General features: G+C 43.0%; 12 protein-coding genes and 1 pseudogene. 6 read left to right on the forward strand and 7 right to left on the reverse strand.

Going from position 1 to position 13,874, the window contains the following annotated elements:
- Positions 1-258: 258 nt before the first annotated feature.
- A pseudogene (locus tag KUL49_RS21435) lies at positions 259-1,235 on the forward strand (hypothetical protein).
- Between the two features lie 6 nt (positions 1,236-1,241).
- Here KUL49_RS21435 and KUL49_RS02610 read toward each other — a convergent pair.
- Both KUL49_RS02610 and KUL49_RS02615 read right to left on the reverse strand, forming a co-directional pair.
- Positions 1,242-2,396 (reverse strand): MFS transporter, encoded by a 1,155-nt coding sequence (locus tag KUL49_RS02610; RefSeq protein ID WP_131136215.1) that lies wholly within the window; start codon positions 2,394-2,396, stop codon positions 1,242-1,244.
- Between the two features lie 76 nt (positions 2,397-2,472).
- The gene (locus KUL49_RS02615; protein WP_014976267.1) at positions 2,473-3,006 is read right to left on the reverse strand and encodes an SRPBCC family protein; all 534 of its coding nucleotides are present in this window, start codon (positions 3,004-3,006) and stop codon (positions 2,473-2,475) included.
- 765 nt (positions 3,007-3,771) lie between these two features.
- Between KUL49_RS02615 and glgC the strand changes: the two genes are divergently transcribed.
- Entirely contained in the window at positions 3,772-5,058 is a 1,287-nt protein-coding gene (gene glgC / locus KUL49_RS02620) for a glucose-1-phosphate adenylyltransferase (protein WP_014976266.1), read from the forward strand.
- A 69-nt stretch (positions 5,059-5,127) separates the two neighbouring features.
- Here the strand turns inward: glgC and KUL49_RS02625 are convergent, their stop codons facing one another.
- Together KUL49_RS02625 and KUL49_RS02630 are read right to left on the reverse strand one after the other, a co-directional pair.
- Complete coding sequence (locus tag KUL49_RS02625) at positions 5,128-5,940, reverse strand: alpha/beta fold hydrolase (protein WP_131136216.1); 813 nt, start codon at positions 5,938-5,940, stop codon at positions 5,128-5,130.
- Between the two features lie 71 nt (positions 5,941-6,011).
- Positions 6,012-7,334 carry an MFS transporter gene (locus KUL49_RS02630; protein ID WP_131136217.1) on the reverse strand — a complete coding sequence of 441 codons (1,323 nt, stop codon included), beginning with the start codon at positions 7,332-7,334 and terminating at the stop codon, positions 6,012-6,014.
- Between the two features lie 168 nt (positions 7,335-7,502).
- On the opposite strand from KUL49_RS02630, the gene KUL49_RS02635 reads away from it, so the two are divergent.
- Positions 7,503-8,318 carry an acyl-CoA thioesterase II gene (locus tag KUL49_RS02635; RefSeq protein WP_014949149.1) on the forward strand — a complete coding sequence of 272 codons (816 nt, stop codon included), beginning with the start codon at positions 7,503-7,505 and terminating at the stop codon, positions 8,316-8,318.
- 39 nt (positions 8,319-8,357) lie between these two features.
- Here KUL49_RS02635 and KUL49_RS02640 read toward each other — a convergent pair whose 3' ends face one another.
- The gene (locus KUL49_RS02640) at positions 8,358-9,203 is read right to left on the reverse strand and encodes an HDOD domain-containing protein (RefSeq protein WP_014976262.1); all 846 of its coding nucleotides are present in this window, start codon (positions 9,201-9,203) and stop codon (positions 8,358-8,360) included.
- A gap of 489 nt (positions 9,204-9,692) precedes the next feature.
- Between KUL49_RS02640 and KUL49_RS02645 the strand changes: the two genes are divergently transcribed.
- Positions 9,693-10,982, forward strand: a complete 1,290-nt coding sequence (locus KUL49_RS02645; protein WP_131136218.1) for a glycosyltransferase — start codon at positions 9,693-9,695, stop codon at positions 10,980-10,982.
- A 21-nt stretch (positions 10,983-11,003) separates the two neighbouring features.
- Here KUL49_RS02645 and KUL49_RS02650 read toward each other — a convergent pair whose 3' ends face one another.
- Both KUL49_RS02650 and KUL49_RS02655 read right to left on the reverse strand, forming a co-directional pair.
- Positions 11,004-11,396 (reverse strand): SufE family protein, encoded by a 393-nt coding sequence (locus tag KUL49_RS02650; RefSeq protein ID WP_131136219.1) that lies wholly within the window; start codon positions 11,394-11,396, stop codon positions 11,004-11,006.
- Positions 11,397-11,412: 16 nt separating this feature from the next.
- Positions 11,413-11,808 (reverse strand): DUF2750 domain-containing protein, encoded by a 396-nt coding sequence (locus tag KUL49_RS02655; RefSeq protein ID WP_131136220.1) that lies wholly within the window; start codon positions 11,806-11,808, stop codon positions 11,413-11,415.
- A 318-nt stretch (positions 11,809-12,126) separates the two neighbouring features.
- On the opposite strand from KUL49_RS02655, the gene KUL49_RS02660 reads away from it, so the two are divergent.
- Positions 12,127-12,846 carry a hypothetical protein gene (locus KUL49_RS02660; protein ID WP_131136221.1) on the forward strand — a complete coding sequence of 240 codons (720 nt, stop codon included), beginning with the start codon at positions 12,127-12,129 and terminating at the stop codon, positions 12,844-12,846.
- Between the two features lie 182 nt (positions 12,847-13,028).
- Positions 13,029-13,838, forward strand: a complete 810-nt coding sequence (gene xthA, locus KUL49_RS02665) for an exodeoxyribonuclease III (RefSeq protein WP_131136222.1) — start codon at positions 13,029-13,031, stop codon at positions 13,836-13,838.
- Positions 13,839-13,874: the final 36 nt, after the last annotated feature.

Raw genomic sequence — 13,874 nt, forward strand, 5'->3', positions numbered from 1 at the left:
TGTGAAGTTTCACTTTAAATCACCGTTTATGTAATGGGTGTCTTTATAAGTTTATAGGCACAAACTCAAAAATACATTCTTTCACGCTCAGCTAGTTCGCTTTGCAATGGATGTCTCTTCAAATATTCATTACTTTTCAGCGAAAAGTCTTACGTTGGGTGTCTCTTCTCAAACAAAACAAGTCCATCGGTCAGGTCACAACTCAATGTTCACAATGCTAAGGTCACACAATGACTAATTACCTTGCATTTATCTAACATGGCTCAAAGCAGAAAATCCCTCATTAGTTTAAAAGATACACCCTACTATCATTGTATATCTCGCTGCGTGCGCCGTAGCTACTTATGCGGGTACGACCGAAACAATAGAATTAGTTACGAGCATCGAAAATCGTGGGTAGAACAACGGCTGTTATTTTTGAGCCGGGTATTCGCGATAGATATTTGTGCTTACGCTGTTATGAGTAACCATGTCCATATCGTTTTATGCGTGAATAAAGAGGCAGCGCTCTCATGGTCATTACAAACTGTGTTACATCAATGGCATAAAATGCACAAAGGAACCGTACTCACTCAAAAGTTTATGAAGGGCGAAATCTTGAGCGAAAGTGAGTATGAGACAGTTAAAAGTACTGCTGATGTGTACAGAAAAAGGCTCTACGACATAAGCTGGTTTATGAGAAATTTAAACGAGTATATTGCGAGAAAAGCAAACGAAGAGGACGATTGTACTGGCAGATTTTGGGAAGGTCGCTTCCGTTCACAAGCATTGCTAACAGAAAAAGCTCTACTGTCATGTATGGCATATGTTGACTTAAACCCTATACGCGCAAAGGTCGCAACGGACTTACAAGACTCATATCACACAAGCATTAATAAAAGATTGAACACGAGTATTTCACAAAAAAGACAATAAAAGGGTTAATGCCATTAAAAAGCCACCAACGATGTAGAAACACTCGCGGCTTAGATTTAACGTTGAATGACTATTGCGATCTTCTTAACCAGTCAATCGAACTGTTGCGCGACACCGATTCGACAGCCGCTCAAACGAGACCTATTCAACATGTAAAACCTCTTGGTGTATGCCAACATCATTGGCATCACATTATCAGTGATTTCGAAAACGTGTTTTCAGTTGCGGCAGGAGACGGTTCATCTATGCGGAAGTTCCAAGCAAATACTAAAAGAAAGCGAATGGCCAAAATATCTTCGGCAGCGATATGCTTTGACTAAACCATTCTACTTTTCGTCAGGTAAGATAACAGTAGTGATAATTGCCAGTAACAGCATACCAGCCATAATATAAACCACTGAAAAGGTTAAAACAGGGGTTAATGCAGCGTAAAGTGCACCGAATGCTAATAAAATCATACCTATAGCCGTGTTTGAGAAGCCAACCAGCTCTGTTCTTTCATGACCTTCTTTAACATCTAAACTATATGTTTTCCGTCCGGTTCTTACGCCAGCATGGGATACCGATAACAAGAAAAACAACAGTGCAGAGGTTACAATTGTCGTCGTTTGCAATGTAAGCAAACCAATGCATGAAATTATTGCGAGTAACCCTGAAATTTGAAGTGTTAACTTTGCGCTTTTGTCTGCAATCTTTCCCCAAATTATTGATGATAGAAGAGCAGCAGTTGCTTCGGCTCCTATATAAATAGGAAGCAGCTCTTTTACATCGCCATTTTTTTCTATCATGAAATAAGGCGCAACCAAGGCTGAGTGAACGAAAAGCCCTCTTACCAAAATGAATTTGTAAACCGTGGCGTCGAAGTCAATACTAAACGCTTTCTCCTCTTTATCACCCACATCTACCGTCGTTTTAACAGGCCATACACATATAAGGGTCAAAACAAATGATAAAAGACTTACGCACAAGACTATCAGCAGTACGTTCGAAGAAAGAGAGCCGTCATAAATTGCCAAAGGTATAGCGATAACAAGGGTGACCATGCCTGAAACGGTAGATGCAATTCCGATTAGGTTACCCCGCTCACCTTTCTTAGCTACATCAGCCTCCATATCTTTCACGGTAAGAGAACAGGCAGAGCGACCCAGGCTCAGGAAGACAAGCGAAATAAGTATCAAGGTACCCGCCAAGCCCCCCGAAAATGAAATGGCCGCGATCAGCATACAGAAAACTGAAAGCGTTTGTGTGAGCATACCGACACGCCAAACCAAGTGCCGCTGAGTATGTTTTCGAAGATAAATGCTAATAAGTACTTGAGGCAGAAGCGCGCCCGACTCTCTAATTGGAACCAGCCAGCCTATCATCCAAACTGGTGCGCCAATGCTAATAAGAAGTGCGGTCAAGGTTGTTTTAGTAGAGATCAGTAGGTCGGCTAGTTTATTAAGCGAAAGGCCTGTAATAAGTAAACTTTTTTGTTTCATGGAAGATAAGCATGCACCGCAATTCGATTGAACATATACGGTGCACTTATTCAGTCAGATCAGAAAATTATATGCCCTACCCAGCGTTTTCAGCGAGTATTTTAAGATTTTCTAGGCCCATTTCGAAATCCGGACCAATCATGCTGTCCATCATCAAAGCAAAATATTTGTTTATAGGGTTATTGTCTACCGAGCCTTCATCTCTCCAGGTTACAAGAGAACCATTTTCTGTGGGCTCAATTTCTACGACGCCCGATGAACCCATGTCAAAATCGGGAAAATATAATCGGTACATCACACGTCTGTTATGCTCTAGTTGAGTAATCTCCATTTCTCCATTTCCCTCGGTTTCACTTAACCACTCGGAACGCATCCCAATAGCCCTATCAGGCCCTGAATAATCAAGTTTCATATCAGGATCACGCTTGAACCATACGCCCCATTTCTTCCACTCTTTCAAATCAACGACATAGGGATATATTTCTGATGGCTGAGCATCAATATTAATTGTTCTTTCAACGCTGTAATCTTTAGGAATAAAAAAGCTTGTTGCGACAAATAATACGATAACAACACCTACGACCATTAAGAGTTTTTTTAACGCTCCCATCTGAGACTCCATAAAAGAATTGACTCTTCAAATATAACATTTAATTAACACTTGTCACTTAAAGATCTTTCTTGCTCATTTTACTGTTAGATAGACACCCATCCCGTCATGTTTAACGCAGTTGAAAGCAAATTTATACTCAACATAACTATTATTGAGCCTTCTCTTTTGCGTTACCGAGAAAGGACACTCAGCAATAAAACCTTATGATGCATGAAGTAACCACTTCGTTTATCGAGCAAAGTGTAGACTAACTTTCTACAGTTTAAAAATGGGTGTCTACACAGTGACTTGCTTTGATCGAGGGTCTTTTCTGGATGCGCATGATGAAATTGAATTGTATGTCTCACTAACTTTTTTATCGTCAAATTTACTAAGTAACTAACTCATAGTAGCGATGGGTGTCATGCTAATACTTTAATTCAAGAAGCCTATTCCAGCTTAATAATAAGAGATAAGGGTGGGTGTCTTTGTAAGAGCAACGGTTGAATGCCATTGGATGAGATTAAGGGAATTAGGGTGGGTGTCTCTGTAAGGGCGAGAGCCCCCCGACCTACAATTTTTTAAAAACATTTACCATTTCATCACAAAGCATGAAAATCGCGCTGTCATTCTAAATTATCTTGTGTAATATGGATTTAGGTTATCAAGAAAGCCTGTTCAATCAGGCCTATCATGCATAGCGCAGTCAATCGCAACACTTCGTTTTCTTTTTATATTTCTATCGATACACAGTTGTCGCTTTATTACAGGAGTTTATAGGAAATGGCAGATCAAAGTTCTCGTTACATCAGTAACCTTACTCGCGATACATATGCGCTCATCCTCGCGGGTGGTAAAGGTTCTAGACTACACGAGCTCACAAATTGGCGAGCCAAACCGGCACTTTATTTCGGCGGTAAATTTAGAATAATTGATTTTCCGCTTTCAAATTGTGTTAATTCAGGTATCCGTCGAATAGGCGTGGTTACTCAATATAAGTCCCATTCACTCATTCGTCATCTCGTCAGAGGTTGGGGTCATTTTAAAAAAGAACTTGGCGAATCTGTAGAAATCCTACCTGCTTCTCAACGTTTCTCCGACAGTTGGTATGAAGGAACCGCAGACGCGGTCTTCCAAAACATAGATATCATTCGTGATGAGCTTCCAAAATATGTCATGATCCTTTCGGGCGACCACATATACCGTATGGACTACGGTGATATGTTGGCCAAGCACAAAGAATCTGGTGCAAAAATGACGGTTTCATGTATGTCAGTGCCCTTGGAAGAAGCCGCGGGTGCGTTTGGCGTTATGTCGGTTGATGAAAACTATCGTATTAACGGATTTGAAGAGAAGCCAGCTAACCCGACTCCACTTCCTAATGACCCAACGCGCTGCTTAGCATCTATGGGCAATTACGTGTTTGATACAGAGTTTTTATTCGAGCAATTACGTGTTGATGCTGAAAATATGGGCTCGCAGCGAGACTTCGGGAAAGACATCATTCCATCAATCATCGCCGACCACCCTGTATACGCTTATCCTTTTGAGAAAAGTGGCGGAGACAACGCCTATTGGCGCGATGTAGGTACTATCGATTCATTTTGGGAAGCCAATATGGAAATGGTTGCTCCTGTACCTCAATTGAACCTCTACGATAGAAAATGGCCCATATGGACATACCAAGAGCAACTGCCACCAGCAAAATTTGTTTGGGAAGACCACGACAGACGTGGTGAAGCGATTAACTCCGTAGTTTCTGGGGGCTGTATAATTTCAGGCTCTACACTTCGTTCATCTATTTGCTTTTCCAATGTACGCGTACATTCCTATGGCCTTATTGAGGACGCCGTTATTCTTCCTGATGTGGAAATTAAACGCCATTGTAAGCTGAAAAAGGTGATTATTGATCGAGGTTGTGTCATTCCTGAAGGTACTACAATTGGTTACGATCACGAGCAAGACAAGGCTCGTGGATTCCGCGTATCTGAAAAAGGCGTGGTACTGGTGACGCGAGAAATGTTAGGTCAGCCCGTGGGTGGACTAAGCAAGCCTAGAAAGCACGACTAACTCATTTATCCTAATGTTATGGCGAGATTGATTTTGGCGTTAAAACGCTTAAATCAATCTACGTAATGTTTAATTCGCCTCATTACTCCACTGCGTTAAAGTACGCTCAATAAAGCTCGCTACCTGCTCAGGGTGTTCTAGTGGAAACATATGCCCACCATCGAGCACGCTATGCTCAATAGCATTATGCTTCAGAAGCCGCGAGTACATTTCTGGCTTACACACGTTACTTTTGCTTCCAGTCGCCAATACGGCCGGACACTTAAGCTTTCCTTTATATTTACCCAAATTGTGCGGAACATTGCGAAACAAATCTGCTTCTACTTCTGCACGAAATGTGAGTGAAATATTGTCCCCCTTCAAGGCGGTTACAGATTTTACATAGTCGCGCACGCATCGTTTATCCATATCTCTAAACAATGCTTTGCTGTGAAAGTACGCCACCAAATCAGTATTGCTTGGCCAACTGGTATTGCGTGTTTGCGCGAGTTTCGCTGGCGTTAGCTTGTTAATTAACGGCGTGTGTTTCGCGAATTTAAAAAAGTAACTCAAAGGGCCAACTACGAGCGGAGGATCAAATAAAATAATGCCTCTGAACAGCTCTGGCGCTTCGCAAGCCGCCATATAGGTGATGACTGCACCAAATGAATGCCCAATACCATACACGCCTCGCGGATCCTTGTTCTCTTTTTTTATGTGCTTGATTAGTTCTTGAACTTGATTGCGCCAGTTACCATTCACAGGAAGCTGAGGATCGTGTCCGAAGCGCTCAACATGAAGACGGTGAAAGTGATCAGGTAACGCTGAAAACATCGCATTATAACTACCTGCCGGAAATCCATTTGCATGGGCAAAATGAAAACTCAACTCTGACGACGTCACCAATACACTCCTTTATACTTAAACAACAAAGGGGCTTTAAATCAGCCCCTTAGCATGAAAGTTCGATAATACTACAAGCCTCTGGCTTCTGCCATTTCCCAATCTTTTACAATCTTCGTGCTCGTCCATAAGAACACGGCAATAGAAAGCGCGTAAGGAACTACTAGGTAGATGAGTGCCTGTCTTAATGCCTCTGTCTCGCCTAAAGATGGCACCAATGCTTGGCTAATAATACCAGTCAGCGTTGGGCCACCGCCCAGAGCAATGATGTTCAATACAAAGAAGAACAACGCTGTCGACATAGCTCTTACGTTTATTGGAGCTAGTGTCTGTGCCATCGCAAAACTTGGGCCTAGGTATGAACCACTGGTGAATAACAACAGCGCCATGAGCCCTACTGATAACCACAAATCTTGCACTTGTAACGATGCATAAAATGCCGGCACACCAATAATAAGTGCGATCGCGGGCAATAACGCATAAGCTTTTTTATTGTGCTTACCCCATCTATCAGCAATATAGCCTCCTAGCCATACACCGAGCGCATAGGCGGTGCCATTGATAATGCCAAAAACGATTAGCAACTGTGTAATATCTAAACCCGCAAAGGCGCGAACGTAGTAATCAATTACCCATGTCGATATGGCATAGTTACCGAATGATCCAAAGGAAATACCCAGTGCCATTCCCCACCACGTCGGAATTTTCAATAGCATCTTGAGGGACGACTTTACACTCGGCTTATTCGCATCATCTGCGCTTGGTAAAGAGACCGTTCTGGCAGGTTCCTTGACTGTGAGCTTAAGCAAAATAGCCAGTAACACCCCTGGAATACCCACGCTGTACATTACCGTTCGCCAGTCGGCAGAACCGCCCTGTAAAAAGAACGCTGATGCAAAAAACGCAAGCATGACGCCAAAAGGAATACCTAAAGAGTATATTGCGAGCGCGCCCGCGCGTTTTTCTTTAGGGAATAAGTCAGAAATAATACTGTGGGACGGTGGACTACCACCCGCTTCACCAATGCCGACACCAATACGTGCTATGGCAAGCTGCATGTAATTGGCAGCTAACCCAGATGCAGCGGTAAAACCACTCCAAAGCGTTAGAGAGATCGCAATGATATTAACGCGGCTGTACCTGTCGGCAAGCCATGCAATTGGGATCCCCATCACGGTATAAAGTAGCGCAAAGTAGATGCCTTTAAGCCACCCAAGTTGGGCGTCATCTAACCCCAAATCAGCTTTGATAAAAGGAGATAAAATCCCAATGATTTGCCTGTCTATAAAGTTAAAGGCATACACCAAGGTTAATATGAATAGAACGTAATTCCGGTAACTTCTAGATGCTCCTGCATCTGCAGAGGGAATACCTTCAACGTGAGTATGGGCCATAACAGTCCTTTTAAGTGACAATAGCCCAGTCTATGCATTAGGCAAAAAATAAACAACTAATTGTTACTTATTTGTTAACATAACGAAAATTTCTAACTGAGGCTTTTCGTTCTATAGCGCTTAAGGTACGATGACAAACACTTAACTCATCAGACCAGACAAGCAAATATGACAGTAGATGAATTGCTCAATATTCCTCAATTATCTCAAACTTCGGAAAACACATGGAAAGTTGATGGACTAGTTATCCCTAAGACGTGGGGACAGGGACGAACTGCATTTGGAGGAATTTCTGCCGGTATGCTTTACACCGCAGTAAAGCAGCAAGTCACTGATAACCGCGTGCTGCGCTCTTTTACCACTAACTTTGTTGGTCCCCTATCTCTTGAAACGCCTTTTTCTATCGAAGTAACGCTACTTAGAACAGGGAAAAATGTCTCTCAGTTCACTGCTCATGCTATTCAAGACGGCAAAAGCTGTGTTTTTTCGCAAGCCTGTTTTGGTGTTGCGCGTCAGTCAGGTATTCAAGTTGAGAATACAGATACACACGACATGCCTCAGCCGAATAAAGCAAAGTTCATCCCGCAAATACCTAAAGTTACGCCTAAATTCTTACGCTATTTTGATTTGGCAATTGAAGATGGCGGCATTCCATTTACGCGCAGAAAAACCAGCCATTATCACGGCTTTATGCGCTTCAAGCAGCCCCCCGAAGCCATCACTGATGCACATATTATTACTATGATCGACGCATGGCCACCTACACTTTTACAAATGATGAAGCTTCCGGCACCAGCCAGTACAGTAAGTTGGAACTTGGAATTTATCCATCCTCACAAGCCGGTAAGCCCGACAGACTGGTTTGCTTATAAGGCTCACACAAGACAAGCTGCAGATGGTTATGGCCATACTGAAGCGACGATTTGGGATAAGGATAATGAAGTGATTGCCATCAGTAGACAAACCGTAGCGATTTTCGACTGATCGCTACGGCATTTCGAAAAGCACGTTATAAACGTTACATTAATACAACATAAACGCGTTAGGGTTAAACAAGGAAATCACCGAAATACACTGCAGATTGGTTATATCTAGCGCGTCTTCTAAATCTTCGCGATTAAGCGACAATGCCTCATGCAATTCTGGCTTTAAGTTGTGATAACTCGGGTAGATCTCAGGGTTAACGTTATCGAGTGCCAACACATACGAGAGTTGTAGAATCTTCTCATCTGTAGAAGCAGACTCCTCCTCTTCTTTGTGGATACTGGCAATTGGCGTATAAATAGAGCTTGGAATATCCCACTTTTCAATTAATCTTGCCGATAATTCCGCATACGTGAACCCTAGCACTCCAAATTGAAGTTCAGCAGGACTTACTCTGGTGTTGAATGCCTGACAACGGGTTGCCGACTCAGGCAAAACCGAAACGGTTACCAGCTCGCCTATGTTGTGAAGCAGCCCCGAAACAAAGAGTCGCTCAGGCTCACGAATATTGCGCATATCGGCAAAGTATTTTGCCAGGAGACCGCACGATACACTTTGCTCCCAAAACTTGTCGAGATCGATACGTTGACCGTCTACATCACTGAATGCTTGGCTTACGCCATAAGCCAGTGCCAAGTCGTAAGTGGAGCGGGTCCCCACTACCTGGATGGCTCTTGTGACGGTGTCTATTTTATTAGGAAAACGATAGAGCGCTGAGTTTGCTACTCTTAGCAATTGCGTTGCCAATGACGGATCGAAAGCAATAATATCGCCGATGTCGTCAATGCTTGAAGCTTCATCATCCATACAAGCTTTAAGTCGAGTTACCGAATCAGGTAAAACAAAGAGGTTTTCCGCTTTCGAAACTAATTCATCTAAATTCATTCGTGCACTCTCTTTCATGCCGCCTTTGTCAATATAGCGTTGAAGGCACCTCCATTCGCCTTGTGTCCATTAAGGTATAGGCACAAAAATGTAGTTGGTCAATAAATATCAACTAGTAAAAAAGTATGATTTCTTTACTAATCATTAAGTTAACCTGAATCCTTCATAAGCCGTGATACCGCGGGGCTCATTTTCAATTTGAAAATCTTGCTTTACGCTGAACATCAACAATTCACGCAACGCCGCTGATACGCACTGCCCTCGTGTATTCAGCGCATCTCTGGAAGGCCTGTATTATAGCTTTTTGCCCCTTTTTACATACAAATAATTCTAATACACAGAAAAACTTAGGGTAATTACCTATAAGAATTAGATTTTCTAAGGAACACTTGCTTTTGTAATGACCAATTCAAATTTATGGTAGTATTTACATACTATTCACTATGCCCTTGATGGCAAAATTCTTAAAGCAAAAGTTGTAATCCATCCATGTTAAATGTCGCTGTTATCGGTTATGTGTGGCCTGAGCCAAATTCTTCGGCCGCGGGCCAAAATATGTTAGCTATTATTAAGCGTTGCTTATCTGCCGATTTCAATGTGACATTTCTGACCGCTGCCACCGATAGCGACCATAAAGAAGACCTTACAGCATTAGGCGTTGATGTGCATTCTGTGGCATTGAATTGTAGTTCTTTTGATAGCCAAATAGCACATATAAAGCCTGACGTTGTTATATTCGACCGCTACATGACAGAAGAGCAATTTTCTTGGCGAGTAAAAGAAGCGTGCCCAGATGCACTTCGAGTTTTAAACACTGAAGATTTGCACAGCCTGCGTCAGGCTAGACACGAAGCGGTAAAACAGGACAATGATGCTCGCCTTGCTCAGTTAAATAGCGAATTGGCGCAAAGAGAAGTTGCAGCAATACTAAGAAGCGACCTTACATTAGTAATTTCAAAACGAGAAATGGCGCTTTTGACGGAACATTACGGTGTACCTAGAGCGCAGCTCCAATACCACCCTCTTGTTGTAGGAAAAACGCCCCTCGTCACGCTTCCTTTTGAGGAAAGAGCGCACTTTGTTCATATTGGAAACTTTCGCCATGCGCCTAATTGGGACGCGGTCCTGCAACTAAAGCAAAGCATATGGCCTGAGATAAGAAAAGCGCTACCTAAAGCAGAATTGCACATATACGGCGCTTACCCGCCTAAAAAGGCCACCCAACTGCACAACGAAAAACAAGGCTATTTGGTAAAAGGTTGGGCCGAAAATGTGGAATCTATAATGTTGAGCGCAAAGGTGCTGATTGCTCCTTTACGATTTGGCGCAGGCACTAAAGGCAAACTAATTGATGCGATGCGCTGCGCTACACCTAGTATCACCACGTGGATAGGCGCAGAAGGTATCACCTCAACCAGCTCAATCATTGCTAATAGCAATATACAGGAAATCGATGCTACAAAGCAGCTAGCGCAATGGCCTGGTGCGCTTTGTAGCGCGAATACAACTGACGCAGCGGTTATTCAAGACTACGTCAGACAAGCTGTGGCACTTCACAATGATAAGTCTACGTGGGATAGCGCTAGTAACTTAACGGCGACAATACTTAGCTCATTTGAAAGCGAACAGCCAGAAGTGCCGTTAATTGAAAAAATCACTGGTTTAAAACAGTCGCTTAACACGCATAGAAACGGTTTATTTATGCAAAGCTTGTTGTGGCATCAAACACTGACAGCGAGCAAGTACATGAGCCAGTGGATTGAAGCAAAAAACAAATAACGGCAGCCACTAGTTTAGCGGCTAGATGCCCTTTAATTTAGCTATTACAGATTTAATCCCGTTTCCACGGGACTGACTTAAGTAGCGTTCCAGCTGACAGCGAGACAAATATCTCTCAAAGTCGAATTCACTGCGCTGCTGCGGGGTTAACTCGTTTGCTTTTTCTAACAATACTGCAAGCACGCCGCGAATCACTTTGCTAGGCGAGTAAGCCATCAAACTGCCTTGTTCGTCAGAAGTGGCGAGCCATACTGGGCTTTCACACCCTTCTACTTCTGTTTCAGTCAGACGTTTTTCCGCTGGAAGCGGGACAAGCGATTTACCCGCAAGCATCAGTGTACGAGTAAAATCGTCCCACCCTTTCGCGTTAGCCAAAGAAGAAGCCAGAGGAAGCAAAGTTTCGAGAGAACTCATGATCTCTATACCTTGCTTAATTTCCGCTAAGCTCTGAGGCTAAGTCATCTGCAGTCATAACTAGGTTTTCAACATCACTCGTGGTGGGGAACATTACTAGCTCAACGCCATTCTTATCAAGGCCTGGCAACCAAGTTTGCATAAACTCATCGAGTGTAATATTCACGCATTGGCCTTCAATTTCGTTTATATCTACAAACTTTTGAGCTAAATCGTGATGCGGGAATACCGGCAGCTGAACGCTTTCACCACCTTCAAACATCACAAAACCTTCACTACCTTGCACCATCCAAATTTCATTTGCTTTTGCTATATAGCTCACTACAAGCTCTTGTCGGTCTTCTGCACTTAGCTTCATCGCTTGCTCGATAACCGCTTCACTCAATTTGTCTGCAACTGTTTCTGGAAACACGTTATTTCACCTATCTAAAATTTTGCGGCAAGTATACCTGCCCCAGTAATAGGCGCAATGCAATAAGCGTTAAAAAAGCCCCCTCGGCTAACCCACTTACAAAGACACCCATCCATAGCTCTTCTTCATCATCAAAAACATTATTAAGAAGACACCCAAGTTTACCCCTAAAATTACGGGAATCATCTCCCAATTTTCACTCAATCAGCCATTACATTATTAACATTGACATTTTTCGCCCGTTACGAAGACACCCATGATAAAGTTAGAGCAAATCATTCAACGCTGTGAAAGCTTAAACGCAAAGACCTTTACCTCATGCGCAATCTATTTACTGCTCTTAAGCAAGACACCCATGCCAACCACGCTATCTTGGAAAATACCTTTCCCTTCTCGATGTACCACAAAGATAGTGAGTTTAACCATGAGGCCTATCTTGCCATCCTTAACATCATGAGGGTGTTTCACCAAACAACAGCAGAAACCGTAAAACAGGCTGCACTCCAGACCCCTTCCCTTAGCCGCATCGCCTCAATGCTCAATAGCGAGGTTGTTCTACTAGCGCTTAATAATGACACCCACGCGTTGTCGTCCGTAACACTGTCTGCTCAACAACGTTACAATGACACCCATGCCAAGCTCGAACCTACTACAAGAATAAAAAACAAAGATGAGCCAGTCTTAAACGCCCAGGCTATCGCACAGTTAATTCCTTGCTCTAATTCAACCACCAGCCAGGCTATCGCAGCCATCTATGTATGGTTGGGCTCATCAATGGGCGCCAACATTATTGTTAGGCGGTTAGAAGCCATGAAGTTAGATATTCCTACCAAGTATTATCAAGCGATGGCAGGGTGTGCCAAAGCATGGGTGTCTTTCAAACAAGAAGTAGAAACACTCTTACCCGAGCTCGGCCTAGATAATGAAAGCTTTGTTAAGAACGCGGTGCAAGACGCAAATGCTTGGTTTGAGTTCTTGATTTCACTCGGTAAGCGCACGGCACCAAATGACACTCCCTACCATGAGGCAAACGTGTGATTAAGGGATGACTAAATTTATGCTAATGACGAGCTTTTATACACAGCGATTTCACCATTAGCTATAAATAAACTTAATCTAGCCAATCGACTGAATGCATTAATATAGTGGCAAAACGTCGTTAAGCGGCCGTGCAGTTTCTGGTAAACTCTAGCCAAATTCGAAGCAACCACTAAAAAAGCATGAAAGTAATCTCATTTAATATAAACGGTATTCGCGCTCGTCTACATCAACTTCAGGCGGTTATCGACGCACACCAACCCGATATTATTGGCTTACAGGAAATTAAAGTTCACAACGAACAGTTTCCGGTAGAAGCCGTTGAGGCCATGGGCTATCACGTTTATTTCCACGGACAAAAGAGCCATTACGGCGTTGCTTTTTTGGCGAAGAAAGAGCCGCTTTCTGTGTCGATGGGTTTCCCAACAGATGACGAAGACGCCCAACGTCGCATGATTATTTTAAAAACCACCGATGATGCTGGCCAGCCCGTTACCGTTCTAAATGGTTACTTCCCTCAGGGCGAAAACGAAAAGCATGAAACCAAGTACCCAGCTAAGCGTAAGTTCTACAAAGACTTAATGACTTATTTAGATGATAACCACACACCAGATGACAATGTAATTGTTATGGGCGATGTCAACATCTCTCATACAGACTTGGACATTGGCATTGGTGAAGACAACCGCAAACGTTGGCTGAAAACTGGAAAATGCAGCTTCTTGCCGGAAGAGCGTGAGTGGTTGAACACAGTAATTGACTGGGGCTTTGAAGATAGTTTTCGAACACTCAACCCAGAGACAAATGACAAGTTTTCATGGTTCGATTACCGCTCAAAAGGATTCAACGATAATCGTGGCCTTCGCATAGATTTGATTTTGGCAACAAAACCGCTTCATACAAAACTACATGACGCCGGTATTGATTATGAGCTGAGAGGCATCGAAAAGCCGTCTGATCATGCGCCTATTTGGGCTGAATATAAAGGGTAAACAGTACTAAATACTGCTCCCCGCCATTAACTAAGG

The organism is Alteromonas sp. KUL17 (assembly GCF_006538305.1).
GTDB classification, from domain to species: domain Bacteria; phylum Pseudomonadota; class Gammaproteobacteria; order Enterobacterales; family Alteromonadaceae; genus Alteromonas; species Alteromonas macleodii.